The 22,263-nt window shown below is 66.3% G+C and carries 22 protein-coding genes, 1 tRNA gene and 1 pseudogene; 8 read left to right on the plus strand and 16 right to left on the minus strand.

The features are described 5' to 3' along the window. Positions 1-21 precede the first annotated feature (21 nt). Genes mdcE through mdcA form a run of 5 tightly spaced genes read right to left on the minus strand, consistent with a single transcriptional unit; the run spans position 22 to position 4,601 of the window. Positions 22-840 (minus strand): biotin-independent malonate decarboxylase subunit gamma, encoded by an 819-nt coding sequence (mdcE, locus tag ACX12D_RS03095; protein WP_459372887.1) that lies wholly within the window; start codon positions 838-840, stop codon positions 22-24. After that, positions 837-1,688, minus strand: a complete 852-nt coding sequence (locus ACX12D_RS03100) for a biotin-independent malonate decarboxylase subunit beta (RefSeq protein ID WP_459372888.1) — start codon at positions 1,686-1,688, stop codon at positions 837-839. Before ACX12D_RS03100 ends, mdcE begins: the two co-directional genes overlap by 4 nt. Continuing rightward, positions 1,685-2,011 carry a malonate decarboxylase subunit delta gene (locus ACX12D_RS03105; protein ID WP_459372889.1) on the minus strand — a complete coding sequence of 109 codons (327 nt, stop codon included), beginning with the start codon at positions 2,009-2,011 and terminating at the stop codon, positions 1,685-1,687. The genes ACX12D_RS03100 and ACX12D_RS03105 overlap by 4 nt, the downstream gene beginning before the upstream one ends. Further along, positions 2,011-2,943, minus strand: a complete 933-nt coding sequence (locus ACX12D_RS03110) for a triphosphoribosyl-dephospho-CoA synthase (protein WP_459372890.1) — start codon at positions 2,941-2,943, stop codon at positions 2,011-2,013. The genes ACX12D_RS03105 and ACX12D_RS03110 overlap by 1 nt, the downstream gene beginning before the upstream one ends. Continuing rightward, positions 2,943-4,601 (minus strand): malonate decarboxylase subunit alpha, encoded by a 1,659-nt coding sequence (gene mdcA, locus ACX12D_RS03115; protein ID WP_459372891.1) that lies wholly within the window; start codon positions 4,599-4,601, stop codon positions 2,943-2,945. The genes ACX12D_RS03110 and mdcA overlap by 1 nt, the downstream gene beginning before the upstream one ends. A gap of 359 nt (positions 4,602-4,960) precedes the next feature. On the opposite strand from mdcA, the gene madL reads away from it, so the two are divergent. Beyond that, positions 4,961-5,371 carry a malonate transporter subunit MadL gene (gene madL / locus ACX12D_RS03120; RefSeq protein ID WP_174427787.1) on the plus strand — a complete coding sequence of 137 codons (411 nt, stop codon included), beginning with the start codon at positions 4,961-4,963 and terminating at the stop codon, positions 5,369-5,371. 10 nt (positions 5,372-5,381) lie between these two features. Further along, the gene (gene madM / locus ACX12D_RS03125; RefSeq protein ID WP_459372892.1) at positions 5,382-6,158 is read left to right on the plus strand and encodes a malonate transporter subunit MadM; all 777 of its coding nucleotides are present in this window, start codon (positions 5,382-5,384) and stop codon (positions 6,156-6,158) included. Between the two features lie 139 nt (positions 6,159-6,297). Here the strand turns inward: madM and ACX12D_RS03130 are convergent, their stop codons facing one another. The 8 genes and pseudogenes from ACX12D_RS03130 to ACX12D_RS03165 form a co-directional block, all read right to left on the minus strand. Beyond that, positions 6,298-6,861 (minus strand): hypothetical protein, encoded by a 564-nt coding sequence (locus ACX12D_RS03130; RefSeq protein ID WP_459372893.1) that lies wholly within the window; start codon positions 6,859-6,861, stop codon positions 6,298-6,300. A 5-nt stretch (positions 6,862-6,866) separates the two neighbouring features. Continuing rightward, positions 6,867-7,454, minus strand: a complete 588-nt coding sequence (locus ACX12D_RS03135) for a type VI secretion system amidase effector protein Tae4 (RefSeq protein ID WP_459372894.1) — start codon at positions 7,452-7,454, stop codon at positions 6,867-6,869. Beyond that, entirely contained in the window at positions 7,447-7,746 is a 300-nt protein-coding gene (locus ACX12D_RS03140; protein ID WP_459374073.1) for a hypothetical protein, read from the minus strand. Before ACX12D_RS03140 ends, ACX12D_RS03135 begins: the two co-directional genes overlap by 8 nt. A 99-nt stretch (positions 7,747-7,845) precedes the next feature. Further along, positions 7,846-8,025, minus strand: a pseudogene (locus ACX12D_RS03145) (PAAR domain-containing protein); the annotation flags it as partial. 548 nt (positions 8,026-8,573) lie between these two features. Next, entirely contained in the window at positions 8,574-9,488 is a 915-nt protein-coding gene (locus tag ACX12D_RS03150) for a LysR family transcriptional regulator (protein WP_459372895.1), read from the minus strand. 123 nt (positions 9,489-9,611) lie between these two features. Then, positions 9,612-10,376 (minus strand): SDR family NAD(P)-dependent oxidoreductase, encoded by a 765-nt coding sequence (locus ACX12D_RS03155; protein WP_441638014.1) that lies wholly within the window; start codon positions 10,374-10,376, stop codon positions 9,612-9,614. A 38-nt stretch (positions 10,377-10,414) separates the two neighbouring features. Beyond that, complete coding sequence (locus ACX12D_RS03160; RefSeq protein WP_459372896.1) at positions 10,415-11,593, minus strand: thiolase family protein; 1,179 nt, start codon at positions 11,591-11,593, stop codon at positions 10,415-10,417. 51 nt (positions 11,594-11,644) lie between these two features. Next, positions 11,645-12,442: a crotonase/enoyl-CoA hydratase family protein gene (locus ACX12D_RS03165; protein ID WP_459372897.1), complete on the minus strand. Its 798-nt coding sequence runs from the start codon at positions 12,440-12,442 to the stop codon at positions 11,645-11,647. A 345-nt stretch (positions 12,443-12,787) separates the two neighbouring features. On the opposite strand from ACX12D_RS03165, the gene ACX12D_RS03170 reads away from it, so the two are divergent. The 6 genes from ACX12D_RS03170 to ACX12D_RS03195 all read left to right on the plus strand — a co-directional run bounded on the left by ACX12D_RS03170 (position 12,788) and on the right by ACX12D_RS03195 (position 18,904). Further along, a complete protein-coding gene (locus tag ACX12D_RS03170) occupies positions 12,788-13,249 on the plus strand; it encodes a MarR family winged helix-turn-helix transcriptional regulator (RefSeq protein WP_459372898.1) in 462 nt (153 codons plus the stop codon). Positions 13,250-13,253: 4 nt separating this feature from the next. Beyond that, a complete protein-coding gene (locus ACX12D_RS03175; protein WP_459372899.1) occupies positions 13,254-15,341 on the plus strand; it encodes an FUSC family protein in 2,088 nt (695 codons plus the stop codon). After that, positions 15,338-15,547 (plus strand): DUF1656 domain-containing protein, encoded by a 210-nt coding sequence (locus ACX12D_RS03180; RefSeq protein WP_150991902.1) that lies wholly within the window; start codon positions 15,338-15,340, stop codon positions 15,545-15,547. The genes ACX12D_RS03175 and ACX12D_RS03180 overlap by 4 nt, the downstream gene beginning before the upstream one ends. Continuing rightward, positions 15,544-16,503 carry an efflux RND transporter periplasmic adaptor subunit gene (locus ACX12D_RS03185; RefSeq protein WP_459372900.1) on the plus strand — a complete coding sequence of 320 codons (960 nt, stop codon included), beginning with the start codon at positions 15,544-15,546 and terminating at the stop codon, positions 16,501-16,503. The genes ACX12D_RS03180 and ACX12D_RS03185 overlap by 4 nt, the downstream gene beginning before the upstream one ends. Beyond that, on the plus strand, positions 16,500-17,963 hold the full coding sequence (locus ACX12D_RS03190; protein ID WP_459372901.1) for an efflux transporter outer membrane subunit: 1,464 nt from the start codon (positions 16,500-16,502) through the stop codon (positions 17,961-17,963). The genes ACX12D_RS03185 and ACX12D_RS03190 overlap by 4 nt, the downstream gene beginning before the upstream one ends. 83 nt (positions 17,964-18,046) lie before the next feature. Beyond that, entirely contained in the window at positions 18,047-18,904 is an 858-nt protein-coding gene (locus ACX12D_RS03195) for a MetQ/NlpA family ABC transporter substrate-binding protein (protein ID WP_459372902.1), read from the plus strand. A 106-nt stretch (positions 18,905-19,010) separates the two neighbouring features. Here ACX12D_RS03195 and tolA read toward each other — a convergent pair whose 3' ends face one another. From tolA to ACX12D_RS03210, 3 genes are all read right to left on the minus strand, one after another. Further along, positions 19,011-19,757, minus strand: a complete 747-nt coding sequence (tolA, locus tag ACX12D_RS03200; protein WP_459372903.1) for a cell envelope integrity protein TolA — start codon at positions 19,755-19,757, stop codon at positions 19,011-19,013. A 478-nt stretch (positions 19,758-20,235) separates the two neighbouring features. Next, positions 20,236-20,312 (minus strand) — tRNA-Met (locus ACX12D_RS03205). Between the two features lie 203 nt (positions 20,313-20,515). Further along, the gene (locus tag ACX12D_RS03210; protein WP_459372904.1) at positions 20,516-22,216 is read right to left on the minus strand and encodes an MFS transporter; all 1,701 of its coding nucleotides are present in this window, start codon (positions 22,214-22,216) and stop codon (positions 20,516-20,518) included. Between the last annotated feature and the right edge of the window lie 47 nt (positions 22,217-22,263).

Raw genomic sequence — 22,263 nt, forward strand, 5'->3', positions numbered from 1 at the left:
CGGTCGTGCCATGGCAATGGCTCAGTCCTGCCACTGCTGCGCGAGCACTTCGCGCACACGGCTGGAGGCCTGGCGGTTTTCTCCACCCAGGCGGCTGCGCAGATCCCGTTGCGGATCTGCCTGGATATCGGCCAGCGCGGCTTGCAGCGCGCCATGCACGGTATCGAGATCGGCCTCGTCGGGCAGCGCCGCATGGTTGACGCCGACCAGCTTCCATAGCAGGCCCAGCGTGGCGTAGTTGCTAATGTCATACGCCATCGGCGGCACGGTGGCGGCAAAGCTCTCCAGGTCCTCCACGCTGCGCATGGTGATGCGCGCGGCGGCCTGCTTGCCCATGGCGTGTACCTGCACGCCGGCATCACGCAGCGCGATCAGGCGGTTGGCCTGGTATCCGTGCGCGAGGAAGGCGCCCGACATGGCACGCCCGACCAGCAGTGCGATCACCGGATGCCCTTGCAGCCGCGCCGTGGCATACGCGCCGGCCGCGCCGGCCAGCGACTGATGAATGCCGAAGGCTTCCTCGCGCCGTCCGTAGGCCTGGCTGGGCGTATCGACGATGGCCACGATGGGCCGCTTGATGGCGGCGTCGCGGTCGGCCAGCACGATCTCGTGCACGGCTCGCGCCAGCGACCAGCCTTCGAGCAGGCCGACTTCGCCGTCGCGCACGCGCGGATAGGCGTTGCCGGCGTCGGGCACCACGGCGATAAAGCGCGCGGGCTGGCCGGCCAGCTCGGCGTCGGCCACCTGCACGGTGGCGGGATAGCCGGGGCGGCGCGGGGCGTTGCGCGTCAGTGCCGCGAGCCAGGCCTCGCCGCGGCCCTGCGTGTTAGCTGAACTCATGGCTTTGCTCCGTGTGCGTAGATGGTGCGGACGGTTTGCGGCTCGGGCTGGCATGCCGGATCGTATTCGGCCAGGCGTTGCAGGTAATGCGCGTAGCGCTCGCTGCGGTGCACGGCCGGCACGCCCTGCGCCAAGGCCTCGCGCACCGTGGCGCGGATGGCTTCGGTGTCGTCCTCCACGTACCGGTCGGCCAGGCCGGTGGCAAGGCGTTGCTCGCCGCCGGTAAAGCTCCAGATAAAGGGCCGGTCACGCGAATCGTATTCGGCAACGCCCGCCTCCTGCTCGATCACTGCTGGCCCGTTCAGGCCGAGGCGAGCTTCGCGCGTCACCACCAGGCAGCTGCACAGCCCCGCCGCGATGGACATGCCGCCGAAGCAGCCCACTGTCCCGGCGATCACGCCCACCACCGGCTGGTAGCGGCGCAGGTCGACAATGCCCGCGTGGATGTCTGCGATGGCCGCCAGTCCCAGGTTGGCCTCCTGCAGCCGCACGCCGCCGGTCTCGAACAGGATCACCGCGCGCGTGGGTACGCCGCGCCGGTTGTCCTGCGCCGCCAGCTCCAGCGCGCCGGCGATCTTGGCGCCGCCCACTTCGCCCAGGCTGCCGCCCTGGAACGCGCCTTCGATGGCGAGGACCACGGCAGGATGGCCGTCGATGCGGCCCTTGGCCACCACCACGCCGTCATCCGCCTGCGGCACCACGCCCTGGCGTTCCAGCCACGGCGAGACCAGCTGGTCGAAGGGGCCGGCGAGTTCGCGCAAGGTGCCGGGATCGAGCAGCGCATGCACGCGGGCGCGCGCGCCGAGCTCGACAAAGCTCTCTCGGTTCAGCAGCGATGCGTGGTTCATGCTTGCTCCTTGCCGTCGCCATTGCCATTGCCGCCGAGCGCCTCGAACGCTTCCGCCAGCCGCATGCCCACCACGCCCGGCGTGGCGCCGAAATCATGGATGCGGATGCGCATGGCCGCGCGCGGCTCGGCGCTGAACACGCGCGAGAGCTGCGCGTCCCAGACCTTGCCGTAGCCATCCACCGACGTGGTGACATGAACCAGCGTGGTGCCTGGCGTGCCGGGCTCCACCATGACTTCGAGATCGCCGGAGCCGACCACGCCAACCAGCACGCGCTGGCTTGCCGGCGCGCCGGCGGGATATTCGAACTGGAGCTGTTCCATTATTTGTCTCCTTGCACGGGGGCTTTGGCCGGCTGCGCCGCAGGCGGCAGCCGGTCCAGGAAAAACGTGGCGGCGAGCAGGTCCGCAGCGCCGCCGGGAGAGGCATTGCAGGCCAGCATGCCGCCTTCGAGCTGGCGCAGCAGGCGGCGGCCGGCCAGCGTGCCGATGCCGCCGGCGGCCAGCACCCGGCTCGCGCCTTGCTGCATCAGCGCCAGCCCTTCGCGGCCGGCGCGGGCCAGCACGCAGGTGTCGTCGAGCCGCTGCATGATGGCCAGCAAGGCGTTGACGCGCGCGCTGGGCTCGGCGTCGCCGCGTGCCCGGCTGCGAATCAGCTCTGGCAGGCCAGCGCGCAGCACATGCGGGAAGCCCGCCTGCGCCTGGCCGCGCGCGCCGGCGACGCCGTAGTCGATGCAGGCGCGTTCGCCCTTGTTGCCCGTGCGCGCAGGACGGTGCCGGTCGGGCAAGCGTGCGATGGCGCCGGCGGTGCGGGCTATGCCATGCGCGCCATGTCCATGCCGGTGCAAGCCCGCCGCGCCAACCAGCAGCCCCAGGCTCCAGATCGCGCCGCGATGCGTGTTGATGCCGCCGGTGGCGCGCATCATCGCGGCCTCCGCTTCGCGGCCCAGCGCGCCCAGCCGCTCGCGCAGCGCCACGCTGGGCTGCGCCGCGCGCATGCCCGCCGCCGCCATCTCGGCAAAGGCGGGATGCAGCGCGCGCGCGGAGACGCGCATCAGGTCCAGGTTGAGGTCGGCGTGGGCGCCATTGCCGCGGCCATCCACCAGCCCGGGCTTGGGCGACAACGCGGCCTCGTCGATCAGCGCGCCGACGGCGAGGTCGGCCAGCGCGATGGCAGCGGGGTTGCAGGCATCGGCATGGTGCCCGGCGGGTAACGCGAGTAACGCGGGTAAGGCGGGTAACGCGAGGCTTGCCATCACCAGCTCCGGAAGCGTGCCGGCGGCTCGTACAGCCCGCCGGACCAGTCGACCAGGTCGGCCATGCTCTTGGCCGCCAGCAGCGAGCGCGTAGCCTGGCTGCGTTGCACGCCAAGGTCTTCGGGCAGCGCGATCAGGCCGTCGCTGCGCATGCGGCGCGTGGTGCTGGTGTCGTGGCGCAGGCCGATCGGCGTCACCCCGGCCACGGCCGCCAGCATGGCGCGGCGCTCCTCCAGCGAGCGTGCCTTGTAGAGATAGGCGATGCCTTCCTCGGTCAGCACGTGCGTGACGTCGTCGCCGTAGATCATCACCGGCGCCAGCGGCATGCCGCTGTCCTTGGCCACCTGCACCGCATCGAGCGATTCGACAAAGGTTGGCTTGCCGCCGGCCTGGAAGGTCTCCACCATCTGCACCACCAGCTTGCGGCCACGCGCGAGCGGGTCGTCGGTCTCGATCAGGTCGAGCCACGCCGGTGTGGGATGGCGCCGGCCGCCCGGGTTGTGGCCCATGTTGGGCGCGCCGCCAAAGCCGGACAAGCGCCCGCGCGTGACCGTGGAGGAGTGGCCGTCGCCGTCGATCTGCAGCGTGGAGCCGATGAACAGGTCCACCGCGTACTGGCCGGCAAGCTGGCAGAAGGCGCGGTTGGAGCGCATCGATCCATCCGCGCCGGTGAAAAACACATCCGGGCGCGCGGCCACATAGTTCTCCATGCCGAGCTCGCTGCCAAAGCTGTGCACGCTCTCCACCCAGCCCGACTCGATGGCCGGGATCAGCGTGGGGTGGGGGTTCAGCGTCCAATACTTGCAGATCTTGCCCTTGAGGCCGAGCGACTCGCCATAGGTCGGCAGGATCAGTTCGATGGCGGCGGTGTTGAAGCCGATGCCATGGTTGAGCGACTGCACCTGGTGGCGCTCGTACACGCCGCGGATTGCCATCATGGCCATCAGCACATGCACCGACTTGATCAGGCGCGGGTCGCGCGTGAACAGCGGCTCGCAGAAGAAGGGCTTGTCGGCCTGCACCACGTAGTCGATCCAGGAGCCGGGGATATCCACGCGCGGCAGCCCGGCGGGGTCGTCCACGATCTCGTTGACCTGGGCCACCACGATGCCGTCGCGGAAGGTGGCGGCTTCCACCAGCGCGGGCGTGTCCTCGGTGCTGGCGCCGGTGTAGAGGTTGCCGTCGCGGTCGGCCTTGTAGCCGGCGATCAGCACGATGTTGGGCGTCAGGTCCACATAGAGCCGCGCGTACAGCTCGATGTAGGTGTGGATGGCGCCAACCTCAAGCTGGCCGTCTTCCAGGAACTGCGAGATGCGCAGGCTCTGTGCGCCGGCATAGGCAAAGTCCAGTTTCCTGGCGATGCCGCGCTCGAACAGGTCGAGATGTTCCACCCGGCTCACGCTCGGGATGATCATGTGCAGGCCATGCACCTTGGCCGGGTCCACCTCGGCCAGCGAGCGCGAGAGGAAGTCGGCCTGCTTCTGGTTGTTGCCCTCCAGCACCACGCGGTCGCCCGGCGCGGTGATGGCTTCGAGGAATGGGACGATGTCGGCGGTGGGCACGACCCGGCCGCTGGCAAAGGCGGCGCCGCGTGCCATGCGGCGGCGCTTTTCGCTGCGGCGGGTGTCCCACTGTCGGTCCGTGGCTGGGTTCGGCATCGCGTCTCCGGTGTGCTTGATGCAAGGAATGGCACCAAGATACGCAGCGCGCGCGGCGCAAGCAATGACGCCCGGCGCGGCATCGTTACTCTAGGTGTAAGTGTTGGCGGCCCAGATGCGCAGGGCGTGTCGTCCCGGTTTGGGGCGCACTGGGGCGCACAGTAAGCCGCCACACCCGCCGCGTGGGAGCCGGCCAGGTCACTAATGCGCCGAATGGCGGCTTCCCGCCGTTAATCCCACGCTAACGATTCTCCCGCCGGGTTGATTGATGCAGCGCGATGGCTCGCCTAGATTGCATCCATCAAACCTAGAACCAGCCCACGCGCAACCTTGCCGATGGGCCAACAGGAGACGGCACCATGATCATCTACGGAACCGCCTTGCTGGCGCTTTGCCACCTCATCGGCCTGTTCCTTGGCGAACTGCTGGGCATTGCGATCGGCGTCAAGGCCAATGTGGGCGGGGTCGGCATCGCCATGCTGCTGCTGATCTCGATACGGCTCTTCCTGCACGGGCGCGGCCTCCTGCCCAAGGAGACCGAGGCCGGCGTTGGCTTCTGGGGCGCGATGTACATCCCGGTGGTGGTGGCAATGGCGGCGCAGCAGAACGTGGTCGCCGCGTTGCGCGGCGGGCCGGTAGCCCTGATCGCGGCAGTCGGCGCGGTGCTGGTCTCGGCTTGCTGCATCGCGGTGCTCAGCCGCACCGGCGACCACGCGCCCTTGCCGCCGCTGCCCTCGCCGGAAGCCACCCCCAGCCACGCCTCGCGCTAAGGACGCCGCCATGCCGCATTCCATCTCGCACATTATCGAGAACATCCTGCTGCAGAATGCCCTGGTCACCGCGTTTGCCGCGGTTGGCATCACGATGTGGCTGTCGTCAAGGCTGTCGCGCTGGCTGACCTTCGGACGCGTCCACGCCTCCGCCATCGCCATCGTGATCGGCCTGCTGCTGGCCTACTATGGCGGCGTTGTCACCGGCAAGGAAAAAGGCCTGGCCGATCTCTCGCTGTTCTCCGGTATCGGCCTGATGGGCGGCGCCATGCTGCGCGACTTCGCCATCGTCGCCACCGCCTTCGAGGTGCAGGTGACCGAGGCGCGCAAGGCCGGGCTGGTCGGCGCGGTGTCGCTGCTGCTCGGCACCATCCTGCCCTTTATCGTGGGTGCTGCCGTGGCGCGCGCCTTCGGCTACAGCGATGCGGTCAGCATGACCACCATCGGCGCCGGGGCGGTGACCTATATCGTGGGGCCGGTGACCGGCGCGGCGCTGGGCGCCAGCTCCGACGTGATCGCGCTGAGCATCGCCACCGGGCTGATCAAGGCCATCATCGTGATGGTCGGCACGCCCATGGCGGCAGGCTTCCTCGGCCTGAACAACCCGCGTGCCGCGATGGTGTTCGGCGGGTTGGCGGGTACCGTCAGCGGGGTATCGGCGGGGCTGGCGGCGACGGACCGCCGGCTGGTGCCGTATGGTGCGCTGGTGGCGACGTTCCACACGGGGTTGGGGTGCCTGCTGGGGCCGTCGTTGTTGTTTCTGGCGACCAAGGCGGTGGTGGGTTAGTCAACACCGTCCAGAGATGAGAGGCGCTCGCTGCAGCGGTTGGCAAGCTCGTTTGCGGGATTTCCGATTTGCTCGCTGCAGCGATTGCGTCGATGTGCCCCCAAATTCGGATCTCGTCGCGCTGCGCAATTGGGAGGGTTCACGGATGGTTGTCCCCTTGCATGATGGTGATGAGATTCCTCGCGTCTTCCGCACTTAGCCATCCCATCCCTGCGCGGCACTGAATCTCGATCCGCCTCGGTGGGAGGCTCTCTTGGCGCCCAATCGCGCACCGCTCCCACCTCGGCGCACGGAACAGCGTTGGTAAGTCGTCAGCCTCGGAACTGGCAAGCACGGATACTTCCTTCTTCAGGATCACCAACGTAGGGAAATCGCTGCTGCGCTGCACTTCGCGGATGCTGTGCAGGTATTCGTTCTCGACCTGGAGCTTGCGGACATAGCTTGTCGCTGATGCACCGCCAACGAGCAGCGCAAGTACGAAGAACCGGAGGAGCCAGTTGGTCCAATGGGAAGCAGGGCTCCGAAACCAGAAAATACTGGCAAGCAGGAAGAGGACTGCAGCGCCAATCGACCAGGACGCAGTTTGCGCAAGTCGCTGCCCTGAACAATCTTCTCCGCAAATCGGGATAAATCGAGCGAGCGGTAAAGCCGCCAGGAACCCAATCACGGCCCCGATGGTACTCAACAAGACAACGGAAGCCACGCGTCTCACTTGATCTCCCAAAATAGAATCTCGCTTGCGTTGCCCAGATCGGAGTAGAAGGGCGTGGAATTGACGCCTACCGCAAAGCGCAGGAAGTTGGTTACTGCACCCTGAGCACTGCTTGACGTCATCCTGGAGCCATTCCAGAGGTCAATATGACCGCCAGTTGCGTTGGACTGGCCTGAGCGCCTCCAGTAGTCTCTGAATGCAACGATGCCAGTACGGCCCTTGATTTTCCTCTGCCATTCAGCACCGGTGATATTTTCCGGTACACCAATGCCGGCGAACGGCTTTAGCCGAAGCCAGTCCGACATCTCTGAAGCAAGGACTGCTGTCCGCCTGCCTTCCAGGCGAATCTGGCCTTTGCCGCGGAAGGACTTCATTTCGATGCCCATCTTATGAAGGGTCACGCTTAGGCGTATCGCGCATTGATTCTCGAAACCCGGAGGTACATCCCCCGTTTTGGCATCAACATACGGCGTTCCATCCGGAAAGGCTGCCCACAACTCAGCAAAGGTAACAACTTTCACCTGCGCCTTCAACTCGGAGTCTCTTGTCGTATTGGTTGTAACTCTCGTTTTCTTGTTAGGCATCTACGTCTCCGATGTGCATCGCAAGAGCCTCGTCTCCCCAATAAACGATGTAACTATTGCCTGCTGGCGTAGTAACACGTGGCAGGTGTCCAGATTCATTCGTGTATCCAAACAGACTACGTCCGTCAGTCGTCTCGATAAAGTACGGATAGCCGGCCACCGCCTTGTCCTGATTTTGCGCGACCACCATCTCGTCGAGTTGCTCGCTTTGACCGGCGGATCCCACGCTCCCCCAAGCTGCGCTCGCCGGCGACCTGCCTAGTCCGGATGCCGCCTGCGCGGTGAAACGCATTGAGTGTGACCTGGTCGACGCGATGAGCCGCGGTGGCGTCGGGCATTTGCAAATGCATAAGTCACCGTCCAGGTTGGCTTGCCGTCCGTCCGGGCCCGTCCATGGTCGATATGGCGGTATGCACTTGGTATGGCCCATCGAGTTGCAAACCGGGCACCAGACGGGATCACCCTCGAAGGTGACGGGTAGAGGCGGGCTCCCCATGCGTATTGTGGGTGTGCCACCCTCCACCCTTCCTCCAGTCGTGGTCACATCGCCGTGTCGAACAAAGTACCGCATCAGGATGATCACTTTCTCAGCCTCCCGGTGCGTTTTTCAAGGAATGGCTTGTTCGCTCCCATGACTTCCCCATTGTGGATCCACCCAATTGGTGTCGCCGTGGCAGCGTAACGTAGTAGGCGAGTGGAAAGGTCTGCATTTGCATGCGGAAAATTCTGCTTTCAGGGGTAGGGAATGCTTATATGCAACTGCGTCGACGTTGGTCGTGGCGTGGCCAAACTGGTGGCTCTTCGACGGCTAAAGTACGAAACGCTGTGAGCTTACGCGGTCCGTTCTGCATCCGTAGACATGCAACCGGGTGATTGCCGCAAGGATCGGGCTTGGCCGAGGATTCGGTGCAACTGCAGTTCTTCGCCAGGTGTGCGCGGCAAAGTACAGAGAGGCTATTGCATAGACCTGCTCACAGGTTCGCACTGAGTGCGAGTGCAGAACCCGTTCGAATGGATGCCAGGTGGACGCGCCTGTGTGGCGTCCTAGGGGACGCCAGAGGCGTCACCAATAGCGCGTACCCCACAAGCGTCGGCGCAGATTCCGTTGTCGGGAATTACTTAGCTCGGCACCCGCATCGCCAACCGGCAAACCGCCGCCAGCGCCAGCAAGTTCGGATCGCGCTCACGCCGGCGCAGAAAGCTCAGCCCAATGGTCTGGCGCAGCCGGTACTGCGAGGACAGCGGAACCAGCGCCACCTTGTGCGCAAACACGTCGCGCACGCGGCCGGGCAGCAGCGCGTAGCCCACGCCACCGCTGACCAGGTTCATCAATGAGAAGATGTCGCCGACTTTCATCACCACATTGGGCGTGAAGTCGGCGATGCGAAAGGCGTCCATGAAGCCCTGGTAGGTGATGAAGCCTTCGCTGAGCGTGACGAAGGGCTCGTCCCGGCATTGCCGCAGGTCGATGGAGGCTTGCCGCGCATAAGGCGAATCCGCCGGCGCCGCGAAGTAGATTTCGTCTTCGAACAGCGCAATGGATTCGATCTCGGGGTCCGGCTCGGGCATGGCCATCAGCGCTGCGTCGATGGCGCCTTGCTTAAGCTTGAAGAGCAGGTCGGCGTTGGAGCCGAGCACCAGTTCCGCCTGCAGTTCCGGCCGCCTGACCTTGATGCCGATCACCACGTCGGGCACCGTGCGGATGGTCAGCGAATAGAGCGAGCCGATCTTCATGTGATCGGCCGAATACCCGGCGGCCTGGCGCGTGGCGCGGATGCCGTCGGCCATGGCCTTGAGGACATCGGTGGCCACATCCGCCAGCACGTGCGCGGCTTCGGTCGGCAGCAGGTTGCGCCCTTCGTGGCGGAACAACGCGCAGCGCATGCCTTCTTCCAGCGAGTGCAGTGCGCGGTGCACGCTGACCGTGCTCACGTCCAGCGCCTCGGCAGCCTTGGCGAGGTTGCCGGTCTCCATATAGGCGAGCAGGACTTCGAGCTTGCGCAAGGTGATTTCTTCGTTGATCCGGTTTCGCATAGGAGGCGCGTCGCGCAGGCTGGCGGTGATGGTGACCGGAGCATGATAACCAGATTTGATAGCCAGATTCGAAACCGGATGGCCCGGGGAGAACCCCCGGGGCCTTGCGCGAGCGGCGCCAGCTCAGCGCGGCGCCATGCGGATCGCGCCATCGAGCCGGATGGTCTCCCCGTTGAGCATGGCGTTCTCCAGGATATGCAGCGCCGTCGAGGCGAATTCATCCGGCGTGCCGAGCCTCGCCGGATGCGGCACCGAGGCGCCCAGCGAGGCGCGCACATTCTCCGGCAGGCGTGCCAGCAGCGGCGTATCGAACAGCCCGGGCGCAATGGTGCACACGCGGATCATGCGCTGGGCCAGGTCGCGCGCCGCCACCAGCGTCATGCCGACGATGCCGGCCTTGGCCGACGCATAGGGGATCTGCCCGATCTGTCCTTCATAGGCCGCCACCGACGCCGTCAGCACGCACGCGCCGCGCTCGCCGTCGACCAGCTCGTTGCGGGCCATGCGCGCGGCGGCCAGGCGCAGCGTGTTGAAGGTGCCGACGAGATTGATGCGCACGATCGATTCGTATTTTTCCAGCGAGCCGGGCTGGCCGTCCTTCTCCACCAGGCGCACCGGGCCGCCCACGCCGGCGCAATGGATCAGCGCGCGCATGGTGCCGAGCGTGTCGGCGGTGTCGAACACGCGGGTCATCTGCGCGGTGTCGCAGACATCGGCCTGGACAAAGCGGGCGAGCGCGCCGAGCGCTTGCACGGCGGCTGCACCGTTCTCTTCGGACAGGTCGGCGATCACCACGGCAACGCCGCGTTCAGTGAGGCGGCGGGCACAGGCGAGGCCCAGCCCGGAGGCGCCCCCGGTGACGACGGCGGACATGTTGGCAAGCTTCATCTGGTATCTCCTCGTTCTGGATATAGGTACGTGCCGGCTCAGAGCCGTTCGATGATGGTGGCGTTGGCCATGCCACCGGCTTCGCACATCGATTGCAGGCCGTAGCGCTCGCCGCTGTCTTCCAGCGCGTGCAGCATGGTGGTCATCAGCCGCGCGCCCGACGCGCCCAGCGGGTGGCCAAGCGCGATCGCGCCGCCACGCGGGTTCAGGCGGGCCGGGTCGGCGCCCAGCGCGCGCTGCCACGCCAGCGGCACGCAGGCAAAGGCTTCGTTGATCTCGTAGTGTGCAATCGCATCGAGTGCAAGGCCGCTTTTTTCCAGCGCGCGCTTGCTCGACGGGATCGGCGCGGTCAGCATGGTCAGGGGGCTGTCGCCGCACGCATCGAACGCCACGAAGCGTGCGCGGGCGTTCAGGCCCAGGCGGGAGGCGGCGCGCTCGCTCATCAGCAAGATGGCGGCGGCGCCGTCGCTGATCTGCGAGGCATTGCCGGCGGTCACATGCCAGCCGATCTGCGGGAAGCGCTGGCCGAGCGCCTCGTCGCGGAACGACGGCGCCAGCGTGGCCAGGCGCTCGGCGGTGGTGGCGGGGCGGATGGTTTCATCGTGCGCGACGAGGCCCGCGGCGGTGCGGATCGGCAGGATCTCGCGGCGGAAGGCGCCGGCCTCGCGCGCCTGGTGCGCACGCTGGTGCGATTGCGCGGCGTACTGGTCGAGATCGCCGCGCGACAATTCCCACTGCGCCGCGACCAGCTCCGCCGCGACGCCTTGCGACACCAGCCCGGGCGCGTAGCGCGCCTCGAACGACGGACCGTACGGATTCTGCCCGAGGCGCCCCGAGCCCATTGGCACGCGGCTCATGGATTCGATGCCGCAGGCAATCACGATGTCGTAGGCGCCCGCCATGATGCCTTGCGCGGCAAAGTGCACGGCCTGCTGGCTGGAGCCGCATTTGCGGTCGATGGTGGTGGAGGGCACATGCTCGGGGAATCCCGCCGCCAGCCAGGCCACGCGGCCGGGCGTGGCGGATTGCTCGCCCACCTGGCTCACGCATCCGGTGATGACGTCTTCCACCAGCCCGGGGTCCAGCTTGTTGCGCTCGACCAGCCCGGCCAGCACCTGTGCCAGCAGCTCCGTGGGATGGAGTTCGGTGAAGGCCGAGCCGGGCTTGGAGCGGCCCATGGGCGAACGGATGGCGTCGACGATGACGGCTTGCTGCATGGCGGGTCTCCGATGTGTCTTGATGGAAATGGAAATGGGAATGACGCTGGATCAGCCGCCGGTGAACTCGGGCTTGCGCTTGTCCAGGAAGGCCGACACCGCCTCACGGTGATCCGAGGTCTGGTGCGACAGTGCCTGGAAGCCGGCCGACAATTCCAGCAGCGTATCCAGCCGGGTATGCATGGCCTCGCGCAGCAGGCGCTTGGCCAGCCGCACCGCATGCGGCGGATTGGCGGCAATGCGTTCGGCCAGCTCATTGGCCGTGGGCAGCAGCTGATCCGGCGGCACTACGCGGGAGACCAGGTTCCACTCCAGCGCCTGGCGCGCATCGATGACCTGCCCGGTGAAGGTCAGCTCGGCAGCGCGCGCAAGGCCGATCACGCGCGGCAGCAGCCATGCGCCGCCATCGCCCGGAATGATCCCCAGCTTGACGAAGCTCTCGGCAAACTGCGCCTGCTCGGACGCAATGCGCATGTCGCACATGCAGGCCAGGTCCAGGCCCGCACCCATGGCGGCGCCATTGACGGCGGCGATCACCGGCACCTCCAGGTTGAACAGCGCCAGCGGCAGCCGCTGGATGCCCAGGCGATAGTCCTGGCGAATCTCCATGCCGGGCACCAGGCCCGAAGCCTGGCGTTCCATGTCGCGGATATTTCCACCTGAGGAAAACGCGGTGCCGGCGCCGGTGATGATCACCGCGCGCACGCTGGTGTCGCGGTGGATGCGGTCGATGGCCTCCAGGAAGTCGGCCACAGCGGTGTTGCCGGTGAGGGGGTTGCGCCGCTCCGGCTCGTTCATGGTCAGGGTCACGATGTGGCCCTGCTGCGCATAGCGCAGGAAGCTTGTCATGCTGGTCTCCGGTCGTTCTTCGTTCTGGTCGTTGTAGCCGTCGCCCTGGCTCGGGACGGCCGGCGCGGCGCGGCGCCGACGGCATTGGCCTATCCCAAAAGGCTAAGGGACCGTGCCCTCGGGTGTCCAATATTCATTTCGGCGATGCCGATATCCCGCGGATATCGGCGCCGGCGCCGTTTGGCATCGGCGCGAGCGCTGGATGCGCAAGGCAGGTTCAACAGGCGATGCGATTTTCATGTGCTTCCTACGTCTCTCTACATCGTTCTGTACTCTCTATTAACCGAGATTGCTTTGTAGTGTGATAATTTGCATCCTAACTATATGGCTGCTATCATTCCGTCCATGCCTTCCATCGACGCCCTCCGTTTCGCCTTTACCGGCCAGCTCATGCTGGCCGGGCGCCAATGGCGCCACATTTCGCAGGGCGCCGTTACCGCCTACGGGATTTCCGCGGCGGCGGCGGGGCCCCTGCTGTTTATCCGCCGCCTTGGCGGCGGCGTGCGCCAGGTCACCCTGGCCGACTACGTCGGGCTGGAAGGCGCATCGCTGGTGCGTCTGGTTGACCAGCTCTCCGCCGCCGGCCTGGTGCGCCGGGAAGTGGACGCGAACGATCGCCGGGCCAATGCGCTCTGGCTCACCGATGCCGGCGAGGCGCTCGCCGAAAAAATCGAGGTCGAGCTCAAGCAACTCCGCGCCAGCGTCTTCGCTGGTGTCAGCGAACAGGACTTCGAGGGCGCCATGCGCGTGCTCGACGCGCTCGCCCAAGCCGCCGAGTCCGCGACCACCACTGCTTTCGGGTCGTAAGAACATGGTCAGCTGGCCTACCGGACGGGACTGGATCTTCTCCCTCAAAGCCTTTGCCGCGGCCATGCTGGCGCTGTTCATCGCGCTGTACCTCGGCCTGCCGCGCCCGTACTGGGCCATGGCCTCCGTGTATATCGTGGCGCATCCGCTCACCGGCGCGACGCGCTCCAAGGCGCTGTATCGCGTGCTTGGCACGCTGCTTGGCGCGGCCGCATCCGTCGCCATCGTGCCGCCGCTGGTCAATGCGCCGGCGCTGCTGATGGCAGCGGTGGCGCTATGGACCGGCATCCTGCTCTATGTCGCGCTGCTGCACCGCACGCCGCGCAGCTATGTGTTCATGCTGGCGGCCTATACGCTGCCGATGGTGGCCTTGCCCTCGGTGAGCGATCCTTCAGGCGTGTTCGACATCGCCGTGGCGCGGGCCGAGGAAATCTGCCTGGGCATCCTGTGCGCGAGCATCGTCGGCTCGACCATCTTCCCCGCCAAGGTGGCCACGGTGCTCGGCCAGAAATCCGCCCAGTGGCTGGCGGATGCCGCGCTGTGGGCCACCGATATGCTCTCGGCGCATCCGGCCGCTAAGGTGTCGCGCCATCACAGCCGCCATCGCCTGGCCGCCGACATCCTCGCGCTCGACCAGTTGATCAGCCATCTCTCCTACGACGCCGAAAGCGCCGCGCGCGTGAAGCACGCGCAGGAGTTGCGTGGCCGCATGACCATGCTGCTGCCCGTGCTGTCGTCGCTGGCTTCCGTGGTGGACGCCTTGCACCAGCACGCCGCGGGCATTCCGCAACGCCTGTCGCACAACATGGCGCTGGTGTCGGCATGGATCAGCGCGGGCGCGCAGGCGCCGCTGCCGGCGTTGCAGCTATCCCAGGACGCGCCGATCGACGACGCCGGCCTGGAGCCGGGCAGTGCCGGGCCTGACTGGCACGCGGCGCTGGCCGCCACGGCCGAGGGCCGTCTGCGCGAGCTGATGGAGTTGTGGCAGGACTGCGTGTCGCTGCAGCGCCGTATCGGCGAGGCGGCACCGCAGGGCGACTGGGCGCCGGTGTTCCGGCGCTGGGGCGTGGGCGCCGCCCGCCATTACGATCACGGCATGCTGCTGTTCTCCACCGCGACGACCGCGCTGGCGATCTTCAGCATGGGCATGGTGTGGATCTGGACGGGCTGGGCGGATGGCGCCGGCGCGGTCGCGCTGGGCGCGGTGTCGTGCTGCTTCTTTGCCGCGATGGACGAGCCGGCGCCCATGATCCGCTCGTTCTTCCGCTGGAACGTGGTCTGCCTGGTGCTCGCCACCATCTACCTGTTCGTGGTCCTGCCGAACGCGCACGATTTCGAGATGCTGGTGCTGATGTTCGCGGTGCCCTACCTGATCATCGGCGTGATGATGGCGCAGCCCCGGCTCGCGCTGATCGCCATGCCGCTGGCCGTGGTCACGGCCAACGATATCGGCATCCAGGGCGCCTACAACGCCGACTTCAACGCCTTCTTCAACGGCAACGTGGCCGGCATCGCGGGCATCCTGTTCGCGCTGGTGTGGACCCTGGTGGCCCGCCCCTTCGGCACCAAGGCCGCGGTACGCAGGCTGGTGCGCGCCAGCTGGGGCGATATCGCCCGCAACGCCACCGGGCGCGAGCCGGGCGAGCACGCGCACCTGCGTGCCCGCATGCTGGACCGCCTGGCGCAACTGGTGCCGCGGCTGGCGGCCAGCGAGGATGAAACCACCGGCGACGGCTTTACCGAAGTACGCGTGGAGCTCAGCACGCTGGCGCTGCAGCGCGAGCTGTCCGCGCTGGCGCCGGAGCACCAGCACTCGGTACGGCGCGTGCTGCAGGGCGTTGCCAGCTACTACCAGGCACGCCTGGACGCCCGTGCCGACACGCCGCCGCAAGTGCTGCGCGACCGGCTGGCCAAGGCGATCCGCAAGGTTGCCTCGCGCGCCGACCAGGCTTCGCGCGAGGCCTTTGCCGCGCTGGTGGAGATGCACGTCGCGCTGTTTTCGGCGGCACCCGTGGCAATGAGCGCGGCTGGTGCGTTGCCCGATGGCCAGGCGGCAGACCCAATGAGCAAGCAAGCGAGCAACAAGCAATGAGCGGTGAAGTCGACGTCTATGGTGTGTTTGTCCCGAGCCTGCTGGCGTGGATGCTGGTGGCGTTCCTGATCACCGCGTGCGCGCGTGCCGTGCTGGCGCGCGTGGGTTTTTATCGGCTGGTCTGGCACCGGTCCCTGTTCAATCTGGCGTTATATGTGATCGTCCTGGGTGGCATCGTCTACCTGGCCTATCGGCTGCAGTCATGAAACTGAATCTTCGTACGCTTGGACCCATCGTCCTTACCCTCGTCGTCACCGCGGTCGCGGTCGTCGTCGTCAAGCACCTGTGGGATTACTACACGGTGGCGCCATGGACCCGCGACGGCCATATCCGCGCAGACGTGGTGCAGATCGCGCCGGACGTGTCCGGGCTGGTGACCAAGGTTCTCGTCAAGGACAACCAGCGCGTGCAGCGCGGACAGCCGTTGTTCGAGATCGACCGCGATCGCTTTGCGCTGGCCTTGCAGCAGGCGCAGGCCACGGCGGCGGCGCAAAGCGCCATGCTCGCGCAGGCGCGCCGTGAAGCCCGGCGCAGCCAGACCTTGTCCGAGGTCGTCTCCAAGGAAGTGGTGGAAGAAGGCCTGGCCAAGGTCCAGCAAGGCGAAGCGGCGCTGGCGCAGGCGCAGGCCGCGATCAACCTCGCCAAGCTCAACCTGGAGCGCACCAGCGTGCTCAGCCCGGTCGATGGCTATCTGAACGACCGGCTGCCGCGCCTGGGCGACTACGTCAACACCGGCCGCCCGGTGCTGTCGATGGTGGATGCGAATTCCTTCCATGTGGAAGGCTACTTCGAAGAAACCAAGCTGCAAGGCATCCATATCGGCAATCCGGTGGACATCCGCATCATGGGCGAATCCCGCGTGCTGCATGGCCACGTGCAGAGCATTGCCGCCGGCATCGAGGACCGGGACCGCAGCAACGGCTCCAACCTGCTGCCGAACGTGAACCCGACGTTTAACTGGGTCCGCCTCGCGCAACGCATCCCGGTGCGCATCGCACTGGACGAGCCGCCCGCCGACTTGCGCATGGTCGCAGGCCGTACCGCGACCGTGTCGGTGCGTGAGCCCTCGGCCCGGGACAAGGCGCAGGCCGTGCCGGAAGGCCAGAAGGACAAGCTCGCGCTGGCCGCCAAGGGAGCCGCCAGCCAGGGAGGCGCGCGGTGAACACGTTGCGCAGAGCCCTGCTGCCGGCACTGGTGCCGCTGCTGTTTGCCGCCTGCACCACGGTCGGGCCCGACTACCATGTGCCGGACAACGCCGCTGTGAAGGCGCAAGCGGCCAACGGCCCGCTGCTCGGCACGAACAATCCCGCCGTATCGATTGCCGAGGTGCCCGATGGCTGGTGGCGCCTGTATGACGATCCGAGGCTCGACCAGCTGGTGCAGCAGGCGCTTGTTGCCAATACCGATTTGCGCGTGGCCGCGGCCAACCTGAAGCGCGCCATCGCGGTCTACCACGAGGTGGAGGCAGAGAACCTGCCGGGAGCCGGGCTCTCCGCCAGCGCGGAACGCGGGCAGATCGCCGGCGAGCCGCTGCTCAAGGAAGAGAAGATCCCGGTGATGAACTTTGGCGATGTCGGCTTCAGGGTTTCCTACCTGATCGACTTCTTCGGCAAGCTGGCGCGCGCGGATGAAGCGGCGCTGGCCGGCGCGCAAGCCAGCCAGGCGGCACTCGACCAGGCCCGTGTTGGCGTGGTGGCCGAGACCGTGCGTGCCTATGTGCAGGGCTGCGCCGCCACGCATGAACTGACCGTGGCCGAGCATCAGCTGGAGTTGCAGCGCCGCGGCGTCGAGCTGGCCCGCAAGATGGTCGATGCCGGGCGCGGGCAGCCGGTGGACCTGCTGCGCTCACAGGCGCAGGCCGACGTGCTGCGCGCGGCTTTGCCGCGCTTCAAGGCCGAGCAGGAGGGCGCGGCGTACCGGCTGGCGGTGATGCTGGGCAAGCCGCCTAGTGCCACTTCGCAGGCGGAGTACGCCTGCCACGAAGAACCCAGGCTGCGCCAGGCGCTGCCCGTGGGCGACGGCGCCGCGCTGCTCAAGCGCCGGCCCGACGTGCGCCAGGCCGAGCGCGAACTCGCTTCGGCCACGGCCAAGATCGGCGTTGCCACGGCCGATCTGTACCCGTCCATCAGCATTGGCGCCTCCGCTGGCTTTACCGGCATCCTCGACCACCTTGGCCAGGCGCCGACCGCGCACTGGGGCTATGGCCCGCTGATCACCTGGAACATCCCGACCAGCGGCACGCGCGCCCGCATCCACGGCACCGAAGCCGGCGCCGAAGCGGCGCTTGCCCACTTCGACGGCGTGGTGCTCAAGGCGCTGCGCGAAACGCAGTCGGCGCTGAGCAGCTATACGCGGGAGCTGGAGCGCACCCAGGCGCTGCGCGATGCCCGCGACAAGGCCAGCGAAGTCGCGCGGCAGAACCGCCAGCTCTACCAGGCCGGCCGTTCGCCGTACCTGTCGAGCCTGGATGCCGACCGTACGCTGGCCAGCACCGAAGCGTCCCTGGCGGCGTCGGAAAGCCAGGTTGCGCTGGACCAGATCAATCTCTTCCTTGCGCTGGGCGGCGGATGGCAAAATGCGCCCAAGGTCGAGTCGCGCACGATGAGCGAGCACGCGCACTGAACGTGCATCGAACGCGCGCTGGGCTGTCATCATGGTTAGAGCCATGCAAGCTGGCTTGCATGGCGGAAAGGAACACAAGCAACATGTCCAACTTCTCTGGTTTTTCGAGTTTTTCTAGTTTTTCTGGTTTCTCTTATCCCTCCCTGCGTCGAGCGCTGTCCGTCGCGGTCGCTGCGCTCGGCATCGTGGCCTCGGGCGCTGCGATGGCGCAGGAGCAGACCCTGCGCGTGGGCACCGTCAGCGGCCCGGACGCGCAGGTCTGGCAGGTAGTGCAGAAGGTCGCCAAGCGCGAAGGGCTCAATATCAAGGTCGTCGAGTTCAACGACTACGTGCAGCCCAACGCCGCGCTCGACGCTGGCGACCTCGATGCCAATAGCTTCCAGCATCAGCCTTACCTGGACAGCCAGGTGAAGCAGCGCGGCTACAAGATGGTCAGCGCGGGCTACACGTATATCTCTCCGCTGGGCATCTACTCGCAGAAGCTGAAGTCCCCCAAGGACCTGCCGCAAGGCGCCAAGGTCGCCGTGCCCAACGACCCCTCCAACGAGAACCGCGCGCTGCTCCTGCTGGCCGCGCAGGGCGTGATCAAGCTCAAGAGCGGTGTCGGTGCCAACGGCGTCAACGCCACGCCGCTGGATGTGAGCGACAACCCGAAGAAGCTGAAGCTCGTCGAGCTCGACGCCGCGCAACTGGCGCGCTCGCTGCCCGACGTGGCCGCGGCGGTGATCAACACCAACTACGCCCTCGCCGCCGGCCTGCAGCCGACCCGCAACGCCATCGCGCTGGAAGACATCCACAGCCCGTACGCCAACATCATCGCCGTGCGCACGCAGGACAAGGACAAGCCGTGGGTGAAGAAACTGGTCGCCGCTTACCAGTCGGAAGAGGTACGGCAGTTCATGAAGAACGAGTTCAAGGGTGCAATGGTGCCGTCGTTCTGATCGGGCAGGTGGCCGTGGACATTTAGCCGTCCCGGTTGCGCAGGCCTGACAGTCAAGCCCTTTCGGATTGCAAGGTCCGAAGGGGCTTCTTGTTTGTGGCCGGCGGCTACTCCCTGGGCATGAACGTGATGTTGACGCCGGGGGGCGCCACGCCGTTCTCGTCGCGCGGCAGCGGGTCGGATCGCTCCACCGCGCGCAGCACGGCGTTGTCCCAGCCGGCATTGCCGCTGGACTTGGTGAGCCGCACCGACAGCAGCGAGCCATCCGGCGCCATGCGCACCGCGACCACCGCGGCCGGGTTGCCGGCGATCTCTTCGCTAAAGATGATGTTCGGCTTCACGCGGCGCCGCACGCGGTCCGCGTAGCCGGGCGAGGCGTTGCCGCCAGCACCGGCGCCGGTGCCCGCGCGGTTGCCTACGCCACCTGTAGTGGGAGCGCCGTTGGCCATGGCCTGCAGGCGCGCTAGTTCGCTCTGGCGCTGCTGCTTCAAGGCCGCCTGGCGCTCCGCCTCCCGCGCTTTGCGCTCGCGCTGGTCGGCCTGCCTGGCTTCCTCGGCCGCGGCCGCCTGCTTGCGCTTCTGAACCTGCAAGGCGATGTCGGCGTTCTCATCCGGCTCCGGCTTCAACACGGGTTGCGGCTGCACGGGCGTCGGCTGGACCACCGGCTGGGGCTGCGCAATCTCGGGCACGGTGTCCCACAGCTCCGCCTCCACGCCGGCCGGGGTCCGGCTCTGCCAATGCACCCCGTAGTAAAGCATGATGCCCAGCAGCAGATGCATGAACAGAGCCAGCAGGAAACACTTCAGCGTTCCTCGCTCCTGCACCAGTTGATACGGATGGGCGGTGGTCATCATGACGCGCGGCAGGCCACGGGCGGGCGATGCATAGTCAATGCTGTGTCACTCTAGAATCACTCTCGCATCCCTGCGAAAGGAGACGGTGTCATGCTTTGTGCGCGAACCCGCGCACGGCATCCACTCTATGCAGCTTAGGTCGGCATCGTTGCGGTAGGCAAGCGGGATTCTCTGCGGCGGGATGCTCTGAAGGTGGAGCGGTCGAGCGCAGATCCGGCGAGGGGTGCGAAAGTGCATGTACCAAGCCCGTACCAAATCGCAGGAGAGCGATCATGGCCAAAGAGGCTGTTCTCACGATGCCGCTTGAGCCTGAATTGCGTGCAGCGGCCCGCGGTGCTTGCTGATTGTCTGTGATCGGGTGCGATAGAAATCGATCGCGAGAACAGCGAGAAAACAGAATCCCCAAAAGCAAAACCCCTCCCGATCTTGCGATCGGGAGGGGTTTTTGTTGTAGCCCGTTTCCAGGCCTCAACGAATATGGTGGCGAATCAGGGACTCGAACCCCGGACCTGCGGATTATGATTCCGTCGCTCTAACCAACTGAGCTAATTCGCCGAACAAGACCGAGATTATACATGGCATTTTGAGGCTGTCAACACCACTTCTTCAAAAAGTTTTGAGGGCGTCGACTGGCACGGCATGCGGCCTGCCGCCTGCAAAAAAACGGCGGACCTTGCGGCCCGCCGGTGGAGCGACTGACTACCGGATCAGTCGTGCATGAGTCTGGTGCCCTGGACGACGGGCCGGCTCACGCGCCTTCAGTCGTTGGCGTAGATATCCACGTCCTTGGTTTCGCGGATGAACAGCGAGCCGATGACCAGGGTGACGCCCGCGATGATGATCGGGTACCAGAGGCCGTAGTAGATGTTGCCGTTCTGCGCCACCAGCGCGAAGGAGATGGTGGGCAGCAGGCCGCCGAACCAGCCATTGCCGATGTGATATGGCAGCGACATGGACGTGTAGCGGATCCGGGTCGGGAACATCTCCACCAGCATGGCCGCGATCGGGCCGTACACCATGGTCACGTAGATCACCAGGATGACGAGGACCACCAGCACCATGATGGTGTTCATCTGCGCGGGGTCCGCCTTGGTCGGGTAGCCGGCCGAGGCCATCGACTCGCCCACCTGCTTCTTGAACGCAGCGATCTGCTTCTTGCTCGCATCGTCGAAGCTGTGGCCTGCCGGTACCAGCGAGGCGTTGAAGGAAGCAATCTCCTTGTCGCCGATCTTCACCGAGGCCACCGTGCCGGCCGGGGCTTCCACGACTTCATAGCTGGCCGAAGCTTGTGCCAGGGTCCGCTTGACGATGTCGCAGGAGCTGCGGAAATCGATCTCGCGGGCAATCGGGCTGCCCTGGAAGGAGCATTGCTTCGGGTCCGCGGTCACCACGATCTGGGCGCTTTGCTGCGCGCGTTCCAGGGCCGGGTTGGCGTAGTGGGTCATGGCCTTGAAGAGCGGGAAGTAGGTCAGCATCGCCAGCGCGCAGCCGGCCATGATGATCCACTTGCGGCCGATCTTGTCCGACAGCGAGCCAAAGAAGATAAAGAACGGCGTGCCGATCACCAGGGCGCCCGCGATCAGCAGGTTGGCGGTGGTGGCGTCGACCTTGAGCACCTGGGTCAGGAAGAACAGCGAGTAGAACTGGCCGGTGTACCAGACCACGGCCTGGCCGGCAGTCAGGCCTACCAGCGCCAGGATCACGATCTTCAGGTTGCGCCATTGGCCGAATGACTCGGTCAGCGGGGCCTTGGAGGTCTTGCCTTCGGCCTTCATTTTCTGGAAGGCGGGCGATTCGCTCATCGACAGGCGGATGTAGACCGACACGCCGAGCAGCAGGATCGAGACCAGGAACGGAATGCGCCAGCCCCAGACGTCGAAGTTCGGACCGGTCAGGTTGCGGCACAGCAGGATCACGATCAGCGACAGGAACAGGCCGAGCGTGGCAGTGGTCTGGATCCACGCGGTATAGGCGCCGCGCTTGCCGTGCGGCGCGTGCTCGGCCACATAGGTGGCGGCACCGCCGTACTCGCCGCCGAGGGCCAGGCCCTGCAGCATGCGCAGTGCGATCAGGATGATCGGGGCGGCCCAGCCGATGCTGGCATATCCCGGCAGCAGGCCCACGATGAAGGTCGACGCCCCCATGATCAGGATGGTCACCAGGAAGGTGTACTTGCGCCCGATCATGTCGCCCAGGCGGCCGAACACCAGCGCGCCGAACGGCCGCACGATAAAGCCCGCGGCGAAGGCCAGCAGCGCGAAGATGAAGGCGGCGGTTGGATCGAGCCCGGAAAAGAACTGCTTGGCGATGATGGCCGCCAGCGAACCGTAAAGATAAAAGTCGTACCACTCGAACACCGTCCCGAGCGAGGAGGCAAAGATCACCTTTCTCTCTTCGGGCGTCATCGCCGAGCCCTGCGCTGTGCCTCCGGGCATTGCCACGTTCTGTGCGTTAGCCATTGTCTCCTCCGTTTGTGATCGGAATCTTTCGGGTTGGCAGGCGGCGC

This window comes from Cupriavidus sp. PET2-C1, from assembly GCF_054515855.1.